Origin of the sequence: Winogradskyella epiphytica, from assembly GCF_003217215.1 — a bacterium.
Lineage (GTDB): Bacteria > Bacteroidota > Bacteroidia > Flavobacteriales > Flavobacteriaceae > Winogradskyella > Winogradskyella epiphytica.
The window spans coordinates 659,190-679,528 of record NZ_QJTD01000002.1 but is presented as its reverse complement, the minus strand read 5'-3'; the positions used below and the strand labels follow the sequence as shown (position 1 = coordinate 679,528).

Genomic DNA, 20,339 nt, shown 5'->3' with positions numbered 1-20,339 from the left:
GCTAATTTGTAGAATAATAGCAAAAAAATAAGCGTACCGAAATAAATCGATACGCTTATAATAAAAATCTTTATGGGTTTATAGTGGTTTTCTACCCGATATAATGTTGTACAAAATAATGATTACTGCAATTACAAGTAAGATGTGGATTAAACTACTAGATCCTAATCCAGGAACAATTCCTAATAATCCTAATAACCATACAATGATTGCGATTACTGCGACTAGCCAAAGAATATTTTTCATAATGTTTAAGGTTTTTGTTGTTAATACCTACAAGGTATGAAATATATCCGTACATTCATGAGTGTTAATCAATTGCGTTAATGATATTAGTAAATCAATTAATAATGATGCCGAAATCTAGAAGAATTGATTTTTTAAACAAATTCTTAGATCTAGTTAATACTTATTTAGCTTCTAATTCTTTTTTCAAGAATTTGGCGGTATAGCTTTTTTTATTCTTTACGATTTCCTCCGGTGTTCCTTTGGCAACAACTTTTCCGCCACCTTTTCCGCCTTCATAACCTATGTCAATAATATAGTCTACCGTTTTAATGACGTCTAAATTGTGTTCAATAATCAATACTGTATTTCCTTTATCCGCTAGCTTATTCAGAACTTTCATTAAGACTCTGATATCTTCAAAATGTAATCCCGTCGTTGGTTCGTCTAATATATAGAAGGTATTACCTGTATCTCTTTTACTTAATTCAGTCGCGAGTTTAATACGCTGAGCTTCTCCACCCGAAAGTGTGGTACTTTGTTGACCTAATGAAATATAGCCTAAGCCAACATCTTTAATAGTTTTGAGTTTTCTGTGGATTTTTGGAATATGTTCAAAAAAGCCTACAGCTTCTTCAATGGTCATATTTAGAACATCACTAATCGATTTTCCTTTATATCGAATTTCTAGAGTTTCACGATTAAAGCGTTTACCTTGACAAGTTTCACATTCTACGTAAACATCTGGTAAGAAATTCATTTCTATTACTCTTAAACCACCACCTTGACAGGTTTCGCAACGACCTCCTTTAACGTTGAAACTAAAACGCCCGGGTTTATAACCTCGAATCATTGCCTCAGGTATCTTGGCAAAAAGGCTTCTGATCTCGTCGAAAGTCTTCGTATAAGTTGCTGGATTACTTCTTGGAGTTCTGCCAATTGGAGATTGATTAATGTCAATCACTTTGTCTAAATGCTCTAAACCTGTTATGCTTTTGTAAGGCATTGGTTTTTTAACGCCATTAAAATAATGTGCATTTAGAATAGGATAGAGGGTTTCGTTGATTAAGGTCGATTTACCACTTCCCGAAACTCCCGTGACGCCAATCATTTTACCTAAAGGAATCTCAATATCTACATTTTTTAAATTGTTTCCTGTGCAGCCTTTTAAAACTAAAGATTTGCCGTTTCCTTCTCGACGCTTTTTAGGGATTTCAATTTCTTTGGTACCGTTTAAATACGCCGCCGTAAGCGTGTTTTCTTTTAGAAGTTCTTTTGGAGTGCCTTGACTAATTATTTCACCACCATGTTTTCCTGCAAATGGTCCAATATCTATCACATGATCGGCACGTTCAATCATATCCTTATCATGTTCAACCACAATGACGGAGTTACCAACATCTCTAAGTGAAATTAAGGAATTGATTAATTTTTCATTATCACGTTGGTGTAAACCAATACTTGGTTCATCTAAAATATAAAGTACGCCTACCAATTGCGAACCAATCTGAGAGGCCAATCGAATACGTTGTGCTTCACCACCTGAAAGTGATTTGGAGCTTCGGTTTAAACTAAGGTAGGTTAAGCCCACACCTAATAGAAACTGAATTCGATTTCGGATTTCTTTAATAATTTCAGCAGATATCTGTTGTTGCTTAGAAGATAATCGATTGGTTAATCCTTCAAACCATTGTTCTAATTCAACAATATCCATATTTACTAAATCGCCGATGTTTTTACCATCTACTTTAAAATAAAGCGATTCTTTTCGCAATCGTGTTCCTTCGCAAACAGGACATTCTATCTTGTCCATATACTCTTTAGCCCATCGGACTAAGGAGGTTGTATTGGAGTTGTATTGATTCTCTATAAAGTTGGCAACACCTTCAAAGTCGATATTGTAATCTCTGGTGACTCCTAATATTTTACTCTCAACTGTAAATTTATCTTTTCCACCGTAGAGAATAATTTGCTTAGCTTCATCCGGAATTTCACTCCAAGGATCACTTAATGAGAAATCAAATCGTTGTGCAATTATTTCAAACTGTTTGAAAATCCAACTTTTCTTTTGTGGACCTTGAGGTGCTAGTGCTCCAGCTTTGATAGAAAGAGATTCATCTGGTACAAGCTTACGTTCGTTTACCACATATAATTCACCAATACCATTACAATTTAAACAAGCGCCTTTGGGTGAATTGAAAGAGAAATTATTAGGTTCCGGGTTGGGATACGAAATGCCAGAAGTTGGACACATTAAGTTTCGACTAAAATAGCGAGGTTCATTGGTGTCATGATCAATTACCATTAACACATCGTCTCCATGATACATGGCGGTGTTTATGGATTCTATTAAGCGTTTTTCGTTATCTTGATTATCATCTATTTTTAGTCGATCAATTACGATTTCAATATCATGAGTCTTGTAGCGGTCGAGCTTCATACCTTTTGTGATATCCACTATTTCGCCATCAGTTCTAACTTTAACAAAACCTTGTTTGGCGATTTGCTCAAATAATTCTCTGTAATGCCCTTTACGAGAACGAATAACAGGCGATAGTATATTAATTCGTTTACCTTTATAAGACTCTAGTATAAGGTCTTTGATTTGCTCATCGTTATAGCTCACCATTTTTTCTCCAGTTTCAAAACTGTAGGCATCAGCAGCTCTTGCGTATAACAATCGCAAAAAGTCGTAAATTTCAGTAATTGTACCTACTGTAGAGCGAGGAGATTTGCTGGTCGTTTTCTGTTCTATAGCAATAACAGGAGAAAGTCCATCGATTTTATCTACATCGGGACGTTCTAAACTCCCTAAAAACTGACGTGCATAGGCCGAAAAAGTTTCAATATAACGACGTTGCCCTTCGGCATAAATGGTGTCGAAAGCCAATGATGATTTACCACTCCCAGATAAACCAGTTATTACCACTAATTTTTCTCTTGGAATAGTTACATCAATATTTTTCAGGTTGTGAACTCTTGCTCCTTTAACCTCAATAGAATCATCGAATTTGCTCATAAATGAATAAACCTCCTGTTTTTTTTTTCAAGAGTGCAAAGGTACAAATTATAGTTGTTAATTTAATGTTAGCGAATATCACATCAACAATGCTCAATTTGTGAAATGAGCACTCTTTTAATCGATTACAGTACATAACTTCAGTAATTCCTGTATAAATTTACCATTGAGTTGAAATAGAAAATAAAAACAGTAATATGGAACGAATTTTAAAATTTATTGGAGCCGCCTGGGGCGCAAAGAAAATTGGAGGAGGAAAGTGTGGTTGTATTGGAACCATTGTTGTTTTCTTGATCCTCTATTGGTTATTAGGTTTTGTGTTTGATATGTTTTAATACTTCAGAAAGATAGGCTTGTAGATGAAATTACATATTGCTTTCATAAAGGATAATAGGTGAGTTTGTATTTATAATGGTCAGATGTTTTGTTTCATCTCATCTTTTTATATTTTACATTCTTTAAATTGAATTTAATTTTATCCTCATTAAAAGAGTGTATTAATATGTCAGATAATAAAAAGCCAGATTCGATAGTTTTTAATGAAGAGACACAAGGTTATGATGCGGCTCTAAAACCTTATGGAACTAATATTGGAGCACCAGCTATACAAGTCACCGATAATTCTACATGGAAAACAAGAAATATCAATAAGGCCAATAAACAGATAAAAGCTAAATATTTAGAATTAAAGGCGGAGTATGAAAAAATGATGAAAGAGCTCGAGTACAATAATCTTGTTTATAATTCGCGCTATAGTTTTGAACCATTAATTGGTGAGACCTATCATTTATATCGGGATAAAAACGACCAGCCATTTTTATCTATTATTGCTCCAAGCAATTGTAACTTTGATTATATAGGTAGTTTTTTATTAAACAGTGAGCTTATTTGGAAGAAGGTTGAGGAATAGTTCATTTGAGTTTGAAATAATTGTATTTCAATAAATGGTATTGAAGACCTTAGAATAAGTTTTGTGCCATTATTTTCACTACATTTAGACTATAATTTAAAGCGTAAGCGTAAAACTTCAACACCATGGCAAAATCACAAGATGCTAAGAAATCAGTAAAAAAAGAGCCAGCGAAAACGGCTAAAGAAAAAAAGGCTGATAAAATTGCTAAAAAAGCGAAACGAACCTAAACACAATACTAAAGATTAATAAAACCACTCGAAATCGAGTGGTTTTTTACTTTAAAGCTACTATATTTAAGGCTTAAACAATATTTTGAAAAATTTATGGATTTAAAATTAGCGGTACTTATTGATGGTGATAATATTCCATCGGCATATGTAAAAGAAATGATGGAGGAAATTGCGAAATACGGCAATCCAACTATAAAACGAATTTATGGCGACTGGACAAAACCTCATTTGTCTAAATGGAAAAATTTATTGTTAGAAAATGCTATTACTCCAATTCAGCAATACGGTTATACCACAGGAAAAAATGCTACCGATTCTGCCATGATTATCGATGCTATGGATATTTTATATTCAGAAAAGGTAGATGGTTTTTGTTTAGTGTCTAGTGATAGCGATTTTACACGTTTAGCCACTCGTTTACGTGAGGCTGGAATGGCAGTTTACGGAATTGGAGAAAAGAAAACACCTAATCCGTTTATCGTTGCTTGTGATAAATTTATTTATATCGAAATTTTAAAATCTTCAAGTGAAGAAAATAATTCCGAGTCAACCGCTAAATCTTCAAATTCTAAAAGTGATGTCGATAAGATAACACCTAAAGAAATCAAATTTATAGCTACTACCATAGATGACGTGGCTGATGATGACGGTTGGGCATTCTTAGGAGATGTTGGAAGTTTACTTCAAAAGAAACAACCTAATTTCGATTCCAGAAATTATGGTTTCCAGAAATTAACCCCCTTGATTAATTCCATTCCTGAGTTTGAAATTGAAAGACGTGAAGATTCAAAAGGACGATTAAAGTTAATCTATGTAAAAATTAAAGAGGAAAAATCAAAAGGAAAGAAAAAGTAGGTATTTTATAAATACAGTCAATATATAGAATTAAACACATGAAATTACTTGGTATAGGTTCAAGAATTAACCATTCAGAATTTGGAAAAGGCGTTGTGACTAATGTGACCTCGAAGCACTATTGGGTAACGTTTATTGAGAACGGATTAGAAACGATAGAAATAGATGCGGAGTTTGAAATTATTGAAGCGGCTGAAGACGAAGTGGATACGGTCAGCTTCTTTGAAGTAGAACGTAGTTTGAAATCAATTTTAAAGAAATGGTCGGATGTTTCTGAAGTAGTAACAATTGCCGACAAATGGAAAGGAGGAAAGCTTATAATGGAGCCAGGAGATACGAGTTTACAAGGTAAGGAGATTCCAATTGATACGTTTTTTCATAAAATTACTATGGTTCGTGATCGTCTGCGCGTTATGGAGCAAAAGATCAACTCGAGTAATTTAGAGGAACAAGAGAAGATTGACCTTCAGCAATATATTACAAGGAGTTATGGGAGCTTAACTAGCTTCAATGTGTTGTTTAAATTAAAGAGTCAGCAATTTGTAGGGCAAAGGTCTAAATAGACTAAACCATTAAATAGATTTAGAAATTAAGGCTTGTAGTTTATAACTGCAAGCCTTTTATATTATCTAGCTCTAATCCGAAGAGTAAGAATTTATGAAAGGTTGGAAGTTCTGCTCCACTTTCTGTGGTTATCCAATTCTCCCATGTTGCCTCAAGTCCTTCAATAGGTAAAATATCTACCCACATTTGAAAGCTTTTCGGTTTTCCTTGATCATCAAAATGCCATAAATAAGAGTCTCCAGGTGTAGTTCCGCCAGACTTATAAGTAACTAGAAGTGCTTCTTTATTATCTTCAGTTTTAACCAAACGACGCTCCGTACCATTATCAAAAGCTTTATATGGAGCTACTAACCAAAAAGAATCGTTGTTAAAGTAGTTTTCAGCTTTTTTAATATAGTCTTGTTTTTCAATCCCGTTGTATTCTTGGTCTGCGACAAAAACTTTCGAGTTTTTGGAGTTTTTTAAATCTAATATAACGGTAAAGTGCTCCCAAGAGACTTCACATGTATGTTCCGACTTATACCATTTATAATGGTGTTTGCCTTTAAATGTCCACTCTAAATAATCCGTGTTTAAATAGGCTTCTTCATTTAAGGCATTTAACATTTGTGTCGCTAATTGATCTGCTTTTGGACCTTGTTGGCCTGTTGGTATATCTTCATCGTACTTTAGGTATAAAAACCCGAAAAACAAGAGTGATGGTAAGGTAAAGAATACGATTAAACCTCCTATTATTTTTAAGGTCTTTTTTAAGGTTGATTTCTTGGCCACTTATGTATGAATTGATTGTTGCAAAACTAAATGAATTATTCCATAGGAGATACCTCAGTTAAATAATTCTCGAATACTCAGTCCTAAGATATTATATAAATGATGCTTCTTTTACGGCTTTAGCTAAAACATTTGCGGCTTCAGGATGTTTTCTAAACCAAAGTTCTGGCTCTATAAGTTCTACTTCTGAAACAGCTAATTGATCGGTATTATCTGTAAACACATCAACTCGCGCATATAAAGGCATTTCCGGACAGGCCTTAACCACTTGTTCTGCAAATTCGATTTCCGCTGCAGTTGGTAAATACTCATAGATAGAACCACCAAAATCATCTTGAACTCTAAAATCACCTGCTTTAGCTTGTTTCAAAATAGCGTGGGTATATTGGCCATTAAAAACCATCATTGAGATTTCACCTTCTGACACGATTTTATGTTGAAATGGCTGTAACATCATGGCCTCAGATTGTATCAACTCTGAAAAGATAGTTTCATGTTCCTCTAAATTTTCTGAATTCAACTTATAGGTATGTCTAGCTGCACCAGATACACAAGGTTTTAAAACCGTATCAGTCCATCCTAATTCTTCATGCAACTTTTGTAGTGAATCGCTTGTGCCAACTTCTAAAAACTTAGTTTCAGGAATGTGAATTCCATTTTTATTTAAATCTAAAAGATAGTGTTTATCAATATTCCAACGAATGAGTTGTTCTGAATTGATTAAGGTGGTTTGGGTTTTAACTTTATTTAGCCATTTTGAAAATTCATCAAAACGATCGAAATAATCCCAAGTACTTCGAAACATTACAGATTTGGTGGTTGACCAATCGAAAGAGGCATCATCCCAAGCTTTTCTATCCACTATTAAACCTTCAGCTTCTAGTGCTTTTAAAACCAAAGAATCTTCGTAGAAGACATTGTGTTTATACGGTTCGTTACTGTCATTGAGGTAGCGATGATCTGTTAGGACGATGACGTCAAATTGTGTCATAAATAATTCAATTTAAGAGTTGTTATAAAGTAGGTATTTATGATTAAAAACCAACGGCAGTATCGTCTCCACGATGATCGGCGCCACCTTCAAGAGTTCCGTCTTCGAGCATTAAAATACCGTTTACAATTCCTATAATCGGTGAGCGCGATTCATTCACATGATAACCAAGTGCGGTTAAATCATCAACTAATTTACGGTCAAAAGAATTTGGTTCCATACGAATTTCATCTGGTAACCACTGGTTATGAAAACGAGGAGCACTTACGGCTTCTTGCATGGTTAATTCAAACTCATGAACATTTAAGATGGTTTGAAGGACAGAAGTAATTATTGTCGATCCACCTGGTGTTCCAAGCGTCATATAAAACTCCCCGTCCTTTTCTAAAATAGTAGGCGTCATAGAGCTCAGCATACGTTTTTCAGGAGCAATACTGTTAGCTTCAGCACCAATTAATCCATAATAATTAGGAGTTCCTGGTTTACTGCTAAAATCATCCATTTCATTATTTAGAAAGAAACCTAATTCATCAACGTATAGCAGAGAGCCATAACCACCATTAATTGTAGTGGTCACCGCAATGGCATTTCCAAAAGAATCTACGATAGAGTAGTGGGTAGTTTCGTCACTTTCGTAGCCTTCAATTTTACCATGCGAAATAGAATCGATAGGAGTCGGACTTTTAAACGAAAAGTTTTGCATTCGCTCTTGAAGATAGACGTCGCTGGTTAAAGTTTCCAAAGGAATTTCAACAAAGTCTGGATCACCTAAATAGTAACCTCTATCGGCATAAGCTCGTTTTTCAGCCTCAACCATCACCTGAATAGTTTTCAGGGAATTATGTCCGTATTCCTTTAGGTTAAATGGTTCAATCATCGTCATGATTTGATTTAAACAAATTCCACCAGACGAAGGTGGCGACATAGAAGTTACCGTTAAATTATCATATTGAAATGAAACAGGATCTCTCCATTTAGCTTCGTATTTGGCTAAATCCTCCATGGTAATTATACTTCCTTTAGCTTGAAAATATTTTACTAGTTTCTTCGCGGTTTCACCTTTATAAAACTCATCACGACCATAGTCTGAAATGCGTTGAAGAGTACTTGCCAACTCTTTATTTGAAATCTTATCGCCAGCTTTTAAACTGTTGTTATATAGAATGGTTTTTCCATTCACGGCTTTAAACAAACTATCATAACTTGCTATACGTTTCTCTTGTTTTTCTGTGATATGATAGCCGTTCTTAGCTAATTCAATAACAGGTTTTAAAATCGTGGCCACCTCAAGTTTTCCAAAACGCTTTTGTGCTTCAAAAATACCAGCTATGGTTCCAGGAATCCCAACGGCCATACTTCCGATTGTACTTTTGTTTTTAATGACTTCACCATCTTCGTCGAGATACATGTTTTTAGTAGCTGCTAATGGTGCTTTTTCTCTATAATCTAATGCGCCTTTTGTTCCATCAGCTAAACGATAAACTAAAAAGCCTCCTCCTCCAAGGTTTCCGGCATAAGGATAAGTAACCGCTAAAGCCATTTCTGTAGCCATCATAGCATCAAATGCATTTCCTCCCATTTTTAAAATGTCAGAGCCAATTTGTGAAGCTTCTTTTCTAGCACTAACTACCATGGCATTTTGAGTAATTATACCTCGTTTGTTCGCTACAGGTTCTGGTGTTGTTACATTCTCTTTACAACTTGTAAAGCATAAAGTACTGAGGAATAATAGGGTAAATAAATGTTTCATAAGTTAAATTGTTTTTCAATCTCTAAACGTTTCTGGGTACTATAATCGATAAGCTCTTCAAAAAACAAAGTAAATTCTTTTTCAAAGTCTTCATAATGTTCTTGGAGTTCTTTTGTGGCTTCATTCATTTTAGAACGCCCTTTTGTTCGACGGTTCATACCATTTAAAACAAGTTGAATACCTTCAATTGTGGCATAACTCAATAACCAATTACCTTCAATCATAATTGGTGTGAGTTGCTGAAATCGTTGTGGTAGAATATCAATATTTTCGTTTAAACTTTTATAAAAATCAGCGACATAATCGGCTAAAGGAATATCGGAGTATGTCTCCCAGTTTTTGGCTAAAAAATGATCGTAAAAAATATCTATGATGACACCGCTATAATGTCCATAAGCGGGATGAAGTCGTTTAGTGCTCTGTCTAAAAATAGGATGCGCATCTGTAAAGGTATCTATATGACGATGTAGAACTATGCCAGCTTGAATTTCGGGAGGATACAATTTGTATTTATTGCCTCTTACTCCATCACTAACAAAGTTGCCGATTGTGACTAATTTATTATCTCCTGAAAGGTATATATGCGCGAGAAAATTCATGCTTCGAATTTACAAATTCATAATCACAAAATAGTTATAAAGCGTATATCTCTTTATATTTGCTAAAAACTAATTATTTATGACACTAATAAAATCTATATCAGGAATCAGAGGTACAATTGGAGGTCCAGTTGACGAGAATTTAACGCCTATAGATGCGGTTAAGTTTGCCGCTGCGTATGGCACTTGGATAAAACAACAACGCAATAAAGATACTTATAGAGTGGTCGTTGGACGTGATGCTCGTATTTCTGGAGAAATGATTCAGAAATTAGTTATGAATACCTTAGTTGGTTTAGGAATTCACGTGATTGATTTAGGGTTGTCGACAACGCCAACGGTTGAAATCGCTGTACCTATGGAATATGCTGATGGTGGTATAATTTTAACAGCAAGTCATAATCCAAAACAATGGAATGCTTTAAAGCTTTTAAATGCGAAAGGAGAGTTTTTGAATGGTGCCGAAGGACAAAAGATTTTAGAAATCGCTGAATCTAATACCATGAATTTCGCTGAGGTGGATGATCTTGGAAAAATCACAAAAAACGACGCTTATATCGATATACATATTGATGAGGTTTTAAAGTTGCCATTAGTAAATACAAAGGCCATTAAAGATGCTAATTTTAAAGTGGTGGTTGATGGTGTCAACTCAACAGGAGGAATCGCTATTCCATTATTATTAGAGCGTTTAGGTGTGGAGCCTGTGAAATTGTATTGTGATCCAACAGGACATTTTCCTCACAACCCGGAACCTTTGAAAGAGCATTTAGGTGACTTAGCAAAAGCAGTGGTTGACGAGCGTGCTGATTTCGGAATTGTTGTAGATCCAGATGTAGATCGTTTGGCATTTATGGACGAAAATGGCGAGATGTTTGGTGAAGAATACACACTTGTAGCCTGTGCAGATTATGTATTGAGTAAAACTCCAGGAAGTACAGTGAGTAATATGAGTTCTACAAGAGCGTTAAGAGATATTACCGAAAAGCATGGTGGCACCTATGAAGCCAGTGCTGTTGGAGAAGTGAATGTAGTTGCTTTAATGAAGAAAAACAATGCCATTATTGGTGGTGAAGGCAACGGAGGAATCATTTATCCAGAATCTCATTATGGACGTGATGCTTTAGTTGGCGTGGCTTTATTTTTAAGTTTACTTGCCGAAAAAGACATGAAAGTTAGTGCGCTTAGAGCAAGCTATCCAAATTACTTTATGAGTAAGAAAAAAATAGAATTGACGCCTGGATTAGATGTTGATGGGATTTTAAAAACTATGGAAGCGAATTACAGTCATGATAACATAAACACGGTAGATGGTGTTAAAATCGACTTCGCTAATAGTTGGGTGCATTTACGTAAGAGTAATACCGAACCAATAATTCGAATCTATACAGAAGCGCCATCACAAGTGGAAGCAGATAATTTGGCCGATAAAATTATAGCTGAAATAAAAGCTGTGGCTAATATTTAGGATTTCGATGTTATAGAGCAGAATTGAACTAACCTTGTACTTTGCTCTATTAGATGATACGAATTCCATAATTTTGAAAGTTATTACATAAAAAAGAAAGCATAATGATTTCTGAAACTATTACAACTGAAAACACTGATTTAGAAGCCTACTTTAAACAGTTCAGAAAACATATTATTGGTCAAGACCAAACCTTTGTGTCCCCTTATGGCGAACAAAAAATTATATATACAGATTGGACAGCTTCAGGTCGTTTATACAGGCCTATTGAAGAACGTTTGACCAATAGTTTTGGTCCTTTTGTGGCAAATACGCATACGGAAACTACGGTTTCTGGGACTGCCATGACCAAAGCATATCATAAGGCTAAGCACATTATTAAAGAGCATGTAAATGCCAATGAAGATGATATTCTGATTGTTTCAGGTAACGGAATGACGGGTGTTGTCAATAAATTTCAACGTATTTTAGGATTAAAAGTTCCTGAAAACTTAAAAGAATTTACCCAAGTTCCTGAAGAATTGCGTCCTGTGGTTTTTATTTCACATATGGAGCATCATTCTAATCAAACCACTTGGTTAGAAACAATAGCGAGAGTTGAGGTAGTGCCACCAGATGAAGATGGTTTATTCTGTTTGAAGAATTTAGAAGTTTTATTAGAGCAATATAAAGAGTGTACCTTGAAAATCGCTTCAATTGTTGGAGGCTCTAATGTTACAGGAATTGAAATTCCGCATCATGATGTCGCAAGATTAATGCACAAGCATGGCGGTGTTTGTTTTGTAGATTTTGCTTGTTCAGCACCTTATGTCAATATCGATATGCATCCTGCTGATGAGGATGCGCAATTAGACGCGATTTTCTTTTCACCTCATAAATTCTTAGGTGGACCAGGAACTTCAGGAGTATTGGTGTTCAATAAGAAACTGTATAAAAATATGATTCCTGATTGTCCGGGAGGAGGAACCGTAAGTTGGACGAATCCTTGGGGCGAACATAAGTATATCGACAATATTGAAGATAGAGAAGATGGAGGAACTCCAGGATTTCTTCAAACTATAAAAACCGCACTTTCCATCCGATTAAAGGAACAAATGGGAGTAAATAATATGTTGAAACGTGAGCATGAACTGCTTCAAATTATATTCAACAAATTAGATGATATTCCTAATATTAATATTCTTGCGGGTCAGCATAAGAATCGTTTAGGTGTAATTTCATTTTATATAGACGATTTACACTATAATTTAGGTGTGAAACTCTTAAATGATAAATTCGGAATTCAAACTCGTGGCGGTTGTAGCTGTGCAGGTACTTATGGTCACTTTTTATTGCATGTAGATCAGCAAACATCCAACGAATTAACAAATGAAATTTCTATTGGAGATTTAGTACGCAAACCAGGTTGGATTCGTATGTCTATTCACCCTACAACGACGAATGAAGAAATTGAATATGTTTGCGATAGTATTATTGAACTAGCAAAGAATCATAAATCTTGGGCAGAAGACTACGAATATTCAAGATCGAACAACGAGTTTATTCATAAGTCACTTGCTAACAAACCTTGCACGGTAACTGATGTTGATGTGTGGTTCGATTTGTAATAGTATACGAGATATTATCACGACATTTTAAGACAAAAAATAACCTTTAGCATTAGTTAAGGGTTGTTTTTTGTTATTATAATTTATTGGAATTCAGCAGGAACTTTGTCTCTATGTTTCCAACGTCTGTGCGTCCATAGATAGTATTGAGGAGCTTCAATAATTTGCTTTTCAACTAATTTGAAATAGGCGTCTGTGATTTCGTAATCTTTTATATCCTTCGGATGTTCGGTAATAGTTGTAAAGGTCGTTTCGTAATAACCACGTTTTAGTCGCTTCACTGCAAAAAACACTACGGCCATATCTAAGCGTTTCGCCATTAATTCGGCACCAGTATACATTGGCACCTTTATGCCCATAAACTCGTTCCAATGATGCGCTTTATTTGGTTTTGGGGATTGGTCTGCTGCAAAGCCGTTAATAGTTAGTTCACCTTTTTTCTTTGATTTGTTTAATACTTCGAAAGTTTCCTTTGTCGTAATTAAATAAGAATTATGTTTTGCTCTAATTCGCTTTACTAATCGATCAAAATATTTATTAGCTAAGCGTTTGTAAACGGCATAACCTTTATGTTTTATTTGTTTCTGTAATATAAATACCCATTCCCAGCTTCCATAATGGCCACACATTAAAATGATACTACGTTGTTTTTTTTCAAGATCGTGGATAAGGTCAACATTGGTAAACGTATAACGTTTTCTTAATTCCGCTTCAGAAATGGTCATCGATTTTATTGCTTCCACCATCATATCACAAAAATGATGATAAAATTGACTCGTAATTTTATTGATTTCTTCCTCAGGTTTATCAGGAAAAACTAGTCTTAAATTCTCTTTTACAGTGGCTTTTCTATAACCAATTAGCCTGAACATGATAAAGTAAACAACATCAGAAAAGGCGTAAAGCAATCTAAAAGGTAGAATAGAGATTAACCAAAGAATAGGATAAGTTATAATATAAGCAATAAGTTGCATCGAAGTATGTTAGCTTTGAAGCACAAATATATATTATATTTGATTTATAAGATTAGAGTTTATGTACAATTTAGGTTTAGTAACCATAGTGATTATTGCAGCCAATGTTATGATGTCCTTTAAAGGATTTAGTGACCGTGGCTTTTTTGAAAAATATAAATTTAATGTAGGAAGCATTAAAGCCGGAGAGCAAATTAGAATGCTGAGTTCAGGATTTTTGCACGCAGATGTCACGCATCTGTTGTTTAATATGTTTACACTTTATTTTTTTGCGGGTTCGGTGGTTAGTGTGTTAGGCTCATTTAAATTTATAGTGATATATTTTGCTAGTCTTATTTTTGGTAACCTTCTATCTCTTTATTTTCATAAAGATGAACCTTGGTATAGTGCGATAGGAGCGAGTGGGGCAGTAACTGGAATATTATATGCAGCGATACTTTTACAGCCAGATATGAGCTTGTATATGTTTTTTATTCCTATACCAATTCCAGGTTATGTTTTTGGTATTGGGTATTTGCTATATTCTATTTACGGAATGAAAAATAAAGTCGGTAATATTGGGCATGATGCTCATTTTGGTGGAGCCATTGGTGGGTATGTCGTGACTTTAATAATGATGCCGAGTTTATTTCAAACAGACCTCGGATATATTGCTTTATTGGCCATTCCAATTGTTATACTCTTCGTTCTACATAAAACAGGAAAATTGAATTAAATAGTAAGGCAAAGTGCAATTGATATATAGATTTCAACTTTAAAATACTCAGGCTTTAAATCTTGGCAATCATATATTTTGCAATACTTTTGCAGTAAAGAATTGAATCATGCATAACGATACTATTGTAGCTTTAGCAACACCATCAGGAAGCGGTGCCATTGCCGTTATACGATTATCAGGGAAAGACGCTATTGCGAAGGCTTCAAAATGCTTTAAATCGGTTTCTAATAAAAATTTAGAGAAGCAAGCAACGCATACGATACACTTAGGGCATATCATTGATAATGATAGAACCGTCGATGAGGTTTTAGTCTCCGTTTTTAAAGATCCTAATTCTTATACCGGTGAAAATGTTGTGGAAATATCCTGTCATGGATCCTCTTATATTCAACAGGAAATTATTCAATTATTTTTAAGACAAGGCTGCCGAATGGCAACTCCTGGAGAGTTCACTTTGCGAGCATTTTTAAACGGTAAACTTGATTTAAGTCAGGCTGAAGCTGTAGCTGATTTAATATCGAGTGATAATGAAGCTTCGCACCAAATAGCTATGCAGCAAATGCGTGGTGGCTTTTCTTCGGAAATCGCCAAGTTACGAGAGGAGTTATTAAATTTTGCGTCTTTAATTGAATTAGAATTAGACTTTGCCGAGGAGGATGTTGAATTTGCAGACCGAACGCAATTTAAAGCATTGATAGAGCGTATCGTTTTTGTTTTGAAGCGCCTGATAGATTCATTTGCTGTTGGAAATGTTATTAAAAATGGAATTCCGGTAGCGATTGTTGGAGAACCTAATGTGGGAAAATCTACTTTACTAAATGCGCTGCTGAATGAAGATAGAGCTATAGTTTCGGATGTCGCCGGAACCACGCGAGATACAATTGAAGATGAAATTTCCATTGGAGGAATTGGTTTCCGATTTATTGATACAGCTGGAATTCGTGAGACCGAAGATGTCGTAGAAAGTATTGGAATTAAGAAGACTTTCGAAAAGATTGAGCAAGCTCAGGTGGTGATGTTTTTAGTTAACAGTCAGTTTTTAGCGCTTGGTGACGAAGCGATAAAGACAGTTTCTATCGAAATTGAAAAAATAAAAAATAGATTTCCTCAAAAACAACTTTTGGTTATTTTAAACAAAATCGATCAAATTACGGATTCAGACTTAGCAGATATTACTTCCGCATTAAGCTCAGAAACGTCTACTTTAATTCCAATATCTGCAAAAACTGGATTTGGAGTAGAACAATTAACAAATAAGCTTCTCAATTTAATAAACACTGGCGCTTTAAGAAATAATGAGACTATCGTTACCAACTCCCGTCATTATGATGCCTTATTAAAAGCTTTTGAAGAAATTCAAAAAGTACAATACGGTCTTGAAACGGATCTTTCGGGCGATTTATTAGCAATTGATATTAGACAAGCATTATATCACTTTGGTGAAATAACAGGTGAGATAACAAATGATGATTTACTGGGGAATATTTTCGCTAATTTCTGTATCGGAAAGTAATCACCCTCCTCTTTCTTAGTCAATCCTTTGGATTATAGGTGTTTATAGGAATTTAACTTCTTTTTCTTGTTGCTAAACATCTCTTTTTTACGTACCTTTCGTTTCTAATTTGTTGTTATAGAAACAAATTTTGTTGCTAACAACAATTTTGCTGTTACAGAAACAACCGTAAAACTTTTGGAGATATGAAGGTGACATTAAGAAAACGCAATCAAGGTGGTAAGACAAGTTTATACTTGGATTACTACCATAAGGGGAAACGTAAAACAGAGTACTTAAGACTCTATTTAGAACCGAATCCAAAATCCAAGGATGAAAAGAAGGTCAACAAGAAAACCCTTCAATTAGCAGAAACAATTAGAGCACAGCGACAAATAGAAATTCAAAATGGAGTTTATGGGTTTCGGGATAATGAAAAACTAAAGGCAAGCTTTATAAATTACATACAGCTACTTACGGAAAAGCGAATAGACAGTAAGGGAAATTATGGTAATTGGGATAGTATGCTTAAACACTTAAAAGCACACATACCTATGGACATCACTTTTGCGGAAGTTGACAGGAAGTTTGTCCAAGGATTTAAAGAGTACCTTGATAAAGATGCTAAAACAAAGAGTAATCAGAACCTATCTCAAAACTCAAAATATTCTTATTTCAACAAACTTAGAGCAGCATTAAAACAAGCGGTAAAAGATGGCTTTATTCCAATCAATCCAGCAGAAGGTGTTGATGGTTTTAAACAAGGAGAACCTCAACGTGAATTTTTAACTCTCGAAGAATTACAAGCCGCGGTTAAAGAAGAATGCGAAATTCCACAACTCAAAACAGCATTTATATTTTCTTGTCTTACGGGGTTACGTTGGTCAGATATAAATAAGTTGCTTTGGTCCGAAGTTCAGCATTCAAATGAAATGGGTTACTATATCCGTTTCAGGCAGAAGAAAACCAAAGGAGCAGAAACGCTTCCTATTTCAGAACAAGCCTTTGGCTTGCTTGGAGAGCGTCAGGATAAGGATGAAAGAGTCTTTAAAGGCTTAAAATATTCCGCTTGGCACAACTTGAAGTTGCAACAATGGATGATGAGAGCAGGAATATCAAAAACGATAACTTTTCATTGCGCAAGACACACTTATGCTACATTACAGCTTTCAGCTGGAACAGATATCTATACAGTTTCAAAATTACTTGGTCACAGAGAATTAAAAACCACTCAGATTTATGCTAAGGTAATCGACCAAAAAAAGCAAGAGGCGGCTAACCGAATAAAACTGGATTTATGAGTAATCAAAATAACACCTTAGATAAAATCCTTCATTATGAGTTAAGACCTTGGCTGCCTCAAAATAGCATTGATGATGTATTTGCTTCTAAATTCAGAAGCTTAAAAGAATATACACCTCAACTGCCTTTGCAGTTTGAAATTGATTTTTACCGACCGTTTAACAACAAGACTAAATATTATTCAAGGCTTATTCTGAATTCTGTTAAAGCTGATTTCGAGAAGTTGTACTATACAATTGATGAAGATAGAAACGAGAACCTGATTCGTTACTATCTAAACGATACCCTTAACAAACGAATAAAAACAAGGCTGAAAGACCTTGGAAGACTTATAAAGGTGAAGGATTATGTACTAACGTACATCAATCCTAAAAACACCTACTATCAATTAGATCAGAATCATAAGTCGAACACCTTTATAATGCAGTTTCTTAAACTTGCCTATATACAATTATACTTAGAGGTTCAGGAGGCTTTTATAGATTGGGTTGATGATGTTTTAATTACGGAGGACTTTTACACGCAACTATTAAACGAGCCAATTCCCGAAAAACTACCGATCAAAAAGCTACAAGTTATTGAAGTTGTTCCAGAACCAATCAAGAAACCTAAACCAAAACAACCATCCAAACCCATTCAGTTTAATTCTTTCACTTACAAACAGTACAACACCAGTCCTCATAAACTTGGTGATTTATGGGATAGCTTAAAGCTCAACAATTTCATAAGTACTGATACTCCATTGGCAACTTTTAAAAAAGTTTTCTCAGGTACAGAAATCAATACTCCTGTTGTTTGGACTGGTAATATCAGTGAACTTTATTACTTCGTAAAGTGCATTCACGGTGATTTAAAACTGGTTGAAGGTTTAAAACAAAAGCAATGGGAAGTAACCTGTATTTGCTTTGTTGATGAAAATGGGGAACCGTTCGACCGTTCAAAATTCAGGTCATTAAAACGTCCAAAACTCACAGGTGATAAAATTGATAACATCGTAAACCTATTAAAATAGGTAACTCTGCACTTTACACTTACTATTCTTTTTCAGTTTTTATTTAGCCCTTGTTCTAACCCAACAAGGGTTTTTGCTTTTGTTTGTCCGCTCTGCACTCTGCACTCTACACTGCGCCCTAAAACAGCACCCTATAACAGCTTGTACATCAGTCTACCTTAGCACTGTATTCGGGAACCGGATATGACTTTTGGCCAAAGGTCTTTTATAAATTTTTAAACACAATATAAGATGGAAGAAATTTTAAAAAGGCTTGAAATTATAGAAAAGCACGTATTAGATCGGAACATCATTCTGAAGAATGTACTCAACTTCAATGAAGCTTGTAAGTACTTGGAATTATCACAGTCACACCTGTATAAACTTACAAGTGCAGGAACTATTCCTTATTACAAACCTAATGGTAAAAAGCTCTATTTCAATAGAGCAGAACTAGACCAGTGGTTATTGCGAAACCGCAACACCACCCAGGAGGAAATTGATAAGAAAGCAGCAGATTATTTAATTAAAAAAGGGAGGGTAAAGTTATGACTGAAATAATCGATTTACTCTTGGCACTCTCCCAAGAGATTAAGGATTTGAAAGCACGTATCGAATTATTAAAAGAATCGAGAGCAGAACGATTAAAAGGTATGTGGATGGATAACCAAGATGTAATGCAATTGCTTCATATAAGCCAACGCACTTTGCAAACATTACGATCTAACGGTACTATTCCTTACAGTAGAATTCGTGGTAAATTCTATTATAAGGTAGATGACATAGATGAGCTTCTTCAAGATAATTATTACAACCAAAACTTTAAGTGCGATGGAAGTAAATAAGGAAGCCATATTAAGCAAAACACATTACGGCCTAAATATTTATGCCTATGTATTACGACAGTACTATTCGGGCGAAACCGAACCTGGAGATTCGCACACACTGAATGGAGAAATCAGAAATAGTGGACAAACAGTTCTTTCCCTTTCGGGAAGGAACTGTAAACCCACTAAAAACCCATTTAATTCGGATAAATCTACATTAATGGTTAAGGTAGTAGATAATTGTGCAGTACATACAGATTGCGAAAAAGCTATTGAAGATGGTAATGTATTTGATTTCGCAGCTCTATATTTTAAGCTTTCTGGTAAAGAACTACTCGATAAGCTGAATGAAGTATTGCATTTGCAGATTGGTGAGAAAAACGGTTTTTATAATCAGGATGAAGTAATATTTACGGAATTAGAACCTGAAATAGTAAAACCGAAAGCGCCAGTATTTAGCTATTATAAAAAACCTGTTACCAATGTAGTGCCCACAAAAGAAATAACCTTGATAGAGGTTTACAACCTCATCCAAGGCAATGAATATGCTTCGAGTACAAGTACACTACGTAGCATTCAAGATGAAAAGGAAGCCCGAAAATATAAAGCGTTCAATTTCGATTATGTAACCTTCTCAGGTGCATTCTCAAAGCGTAACGATAAACATTTAAAAAAGCACTCAGGACTTCTAACCATTGACTTTGATCACATCAGTAATATTTCCGAAATAAAAGAAGAACTACTCAAAGATAATTACTTTGAAACGGAGCTTCTTTTTACATCCCCCTCTGGTGATGGATTAAAATGGATTATTTCTATGGAGCTAACAAAAGTCAAACATCAAGATTATTTCAAGGCGGTTGCCAATTACATCCAGCACACATACAATTTGGAAGTAGATGGTTGCGGTAAAGACATTTCAAGAGCTTGTTTTTTACCTCACGACCCCAATGTGTTTATTAATCCAAAATATTTATAGATGATGGATGAGAAACACAAAACACACCTAATTAAAACCCTTGGCACCATTGTGTTTTGGGTTC

General features: G+C 34.9%; 20 protein-coding genes. 13 read left to right on the top strand and 7 right to left on the bottom strand.

Annotated elements, in window-relative coordinates; all coding sequences use genetic code 11:
* Nucleotides 1-78: 78 nt before the first annotated feature.
* Together DFQ11_RS08170 and uvrA are read right to left on the bottom strand one after the other, a co-directional pair.
* Nucleotides 79-246, bottom strand: coding sequence for a lmo0937 family membrane protein (locus DFQ11_RS08170; protein WP_110475359.1), 168 nt, complete (start codon nucleotides 244-246; stop codon nucleotides 79-81).
* Nucleotides 247-409: 163 nt separating this feature from the next.
* The gene (gene uvrA, locus DFQ11_RS08165) at nucleotides 410-3,244 is read right to left on the bottom strand and encodes an excinuclease ABC subunit UvrA (protein ID WP_110475358.1); all 2,835 of its coding nucleotides are present in this window, start codon (nucleotides 3,242-3,244) and stop codon (nucleotides 410-412) included.
* A gap of 197 nt (nucleotides 3,245-3,441) precedes the next feature.
* Between uvrA and DFQ11_RS15285 the strand changes: the two genes are divergently transcribed.
* From DFQ11_RS15285 to DFQ11_RS08145, 4 genes are all read left to right on the top strand, one after another.
* Nucleotides 3,442-3,579, top strand: coding sequence for a hypothetical protein (locus tag DFQ11_RS15285; protein WP_189342993.1), 138 nt, complete (start codon nucleotides 3,442-3,444; stop codon nucleotides 3,577-3,579).
* A 167-nt stretch (nucleotides 3,580-3,746) separates the two neighbouring features.
* Nucleotides 3,747-4,154 (top strand): DUF2452 domain-containing protein, encoded by a 408-nt coding sequence (locus DFQ11_RS08160; RefSeq protein WP_110475357.1) that lies wholly within the window; start codon nucleotides 3,747-3,749, stop codon nucleotides 4,152-4,154.
* A gap of 326 nt (nucleotides 4,155-4,480) precedes the next feature.
* A complete protein-coding gene (locus DFQ11_RS08150) occupies nucleotides 4,481-5,242 on the top strand; it encodes an NYN domain-containing protein (RefSeq protein WP_110475355.1) in 762 nt (253 codons plus the stop codon).
* 38 nt (nucleotides 5,243-5,280) lie between these two features.
* Entirely contained in the window at nucleotides 5,281-5,805 is a 525-nt protein-coding gene (locus tag DFQ11_RS08145; RefSeq protein ID WP_110475354.1) for a hypothetical protein, read from the top strand.
* A gap of 40 nt (nucleotides 5,806-5,845) precedes the next feature.
* Here DFQ11_RS08145 and DFQ11_RS08140 read toward each other — a convergent pair whose 3' ends face one another.
* The 4 genes from DFQ11_RS08140 to DFQ11_RS08125 all read right to left on the bottom strand — a co-directional run bounded on the left by DFQ11_RS08140 (nucleotide 5,846) and on the right by DFQ11_RS08125 (nucleotide 9,917).
* The gene (locus DFQ11_RS08140; protein ID WP_110475353.1) at nucleotides 5,846-6,577 is read right to left on the bottom strand and encodes a hypothetical protein; all 732 of its coding nucleotides are present in this window, start codon (nucleotides 6,575-6,577) and stop codon (nucleotides 5,846-5,848) included.
* A gap of 91 nt (nucleotides 6,578-6,668) precedes the next feature.
* Nucleotides 6,669-7,568, bottom strand: coding sequence for an ATP-grasp domain-containing protein (locus tag DFQ11_RS08135; RefSeq protein WP_110475352.1), 900 nt, complete (start codon nucleotides 7,566-7,568; stop codon nucleotides 6,669-6,671).
* A 43-nt stretch (nucleotides 7,569-7,611) separates the two neighbouring features.
* The gene (gene ggt / locus DFQ11_RS08130) at nucleotides 7,612-9,318 is read right to left on the bottom strand and encodes a gamma-glutamyltransferase (RefSeq protein WP_110475351.1); all 1,707 of its coding nucleotides are present in this window, start codon (nucleotides 9,316-9,318) and stop codon (nucleotides 7,612-7,614) included.
* Nucleotides 9,315-9,917 (bottom strand): acyl carrier protein phosphodiesterase, encoded by a 603-nt coding sequence (locus DFQ11_RS08125; RefSeq protein ID WP_110475350.1) that lies wholly within the window; start codon nucleotides 9,915-9,917, stop codon nucleotides 9,315-9,317. The genes ggt and DFQ11_RS08125 overlap by 4 nt, the downstream gene beginning before the upstream one ends.
* A 79-nt stretch (nucleotides 9,918-9,996) precedes the next feature.
* Between DFQ11_RS08125 and glmM the strand changes: the two genes are divergently transcribed.
* Both glmM and DFQ11_RS08115 read left to right on the top strand, forming a co-directional pair.
* On the top strand, nucleotides 9,997-11,385 hold the full coding sequence (gene glmM, locus DFQ11_RS08120; protein WP_110475349.1) for a phosphoglucosamine mutase: 1,389 nt from the start codon (nucleotides 9,997-9,999) through the stop codon (nucleotides 11,383-11,385).
* Nucleotides 11,386-11,489: 104 nt separating this feature from the next.
* Nucleotides 11,490-12,992, top strand: a complete 1,503-nt coding sequence (locus tag DFQ11_RS08115) for an aminotransferase class V-fold PLP-dependent enzyme (protein WP_110475348.1) — start codon at nucleotides 11,490-11,492, stop codon at nucleotides 12,990-12,992.
* An 83-nt stretch (nucleotides 12,993-13,075) separates the two neighbouring features.
* Here the strand turns inward: DFQ11_RS08115 and DFQ11_RS08110 are convergent, their stop codons facing one another.
* Nucleotides 13,076-13,966: a lysophospholipid acyltransferase family protein gene (locus tag DFQ11_RS08110; RefSeq protein WP_110475347.1), complete on the bottom strand. Its 891-nt coding sequence runs from the start codon at nucleotides 13,964-13,966 to the stop codon at nucleotides 13,076-13,078.
* Between the two features lie 61 nt (nucleotides 13,967-14,027).
* Between DFQ11_RS08110 and DFQ11_RS08105 the strand changes: the two genes are divergently transcribed.
* From DFQ11_RS08105 to DFQ11_RS08075, 7 genes are all read left to right on the top strand, one after another.
* On the top strand, nucleotides 14,028-14,681 hold the full coding sequence (locus tag DFQ11_RS08105) for a rhomboid family intramembrane serine protease (RefSeq protein WP_110475346.1): 654 nt from the start codon (nucleotides 14,028-14,030) through the stop codon (nucleotides 14,679-14,681).
* A 106-nt stretch (nucleotides 14,682-14,787) separates the two neighbouring features.
* Nucleotides 14,788-16,197, top strand: a complete 1,410-nt coding sequence (mnmE, locus tag DFQ11_RS08100; protein WP_110475345.1) for a tRNA uridine-5-carboxymethylaminomethyl(34) synthesis GTPase MnmE — start codon at nucleotides 14,788-14,790, stop codon at nucleotides 16,195-16,197.
* Nucleotides 16,198-16,382: 185 nt separating this feature from the next.
* Entirely contained in the window at nucleotides 16,383-17,477 is a 1,095-nt protein-coding gene (locus DFQ11_RS08095) for a site-specific integrase (protein WP_110475344.1), read from the top strand.
* Nucleotides 17,474-18,490, top strand: coding sequence for a DUF6617 family protein (locus DFQ11_RS08090; RefSeq protein WP_110475343.1), 1,017 nt, complete (start codon nucleotides 17,474-17,476; stop codon nucleotides 18,488-18,490). The genes DFQ11_RS08095 and DFQ11_RS08090 overlap by 4 nt, the downstream gene beginning before the upstream one ends.
* Before the next feature lie 231 nt (nucleotides 18,491-18,721).
* On the top strand, nucleotides 18,722-19,021 hold the full coding sequence (locus tag DFQ11_RS08085; RefSeq protein WP_110475342.1) for a helix-turn-helix domain-containing protein: 300 nt from the start codon (nucleotides 18,722-18,724) through the stop codon (nucleotides 19,019-19,021).
* Nucleotides 19,018-19,314, top strand: coding sequence for a helix-turn-helix domain-containing protein (locus DFQ11_RS08080; protein ID WP_110475341.1), 297 nt, complete (start codon nucleotides 19,018-19,020; stop codon nucleotides 19,312-19,314). Before DFQ11_RS08085 ends, DFQ11_RS08080 begins: the two co-directional genes overlap by 4 nt.
* Nucleotides 19,301-20,275, top strand: a complete 975-nt coding sequence (locus DFQ11_RS08075) for a BT4734/BF3469 family protein (protein ID WP_110475340.1) — start codon at nucleotides 19,301-19,303, stop codon at nucleotides 20,273-20,275. Before DFQ11_RS08080 ends, DFQ11_RS08075 begins: the two co-directional genes overlap by 14 nt.
* Nucleotides 20,276-20,339: the final 64 nt, after the last annotated feature.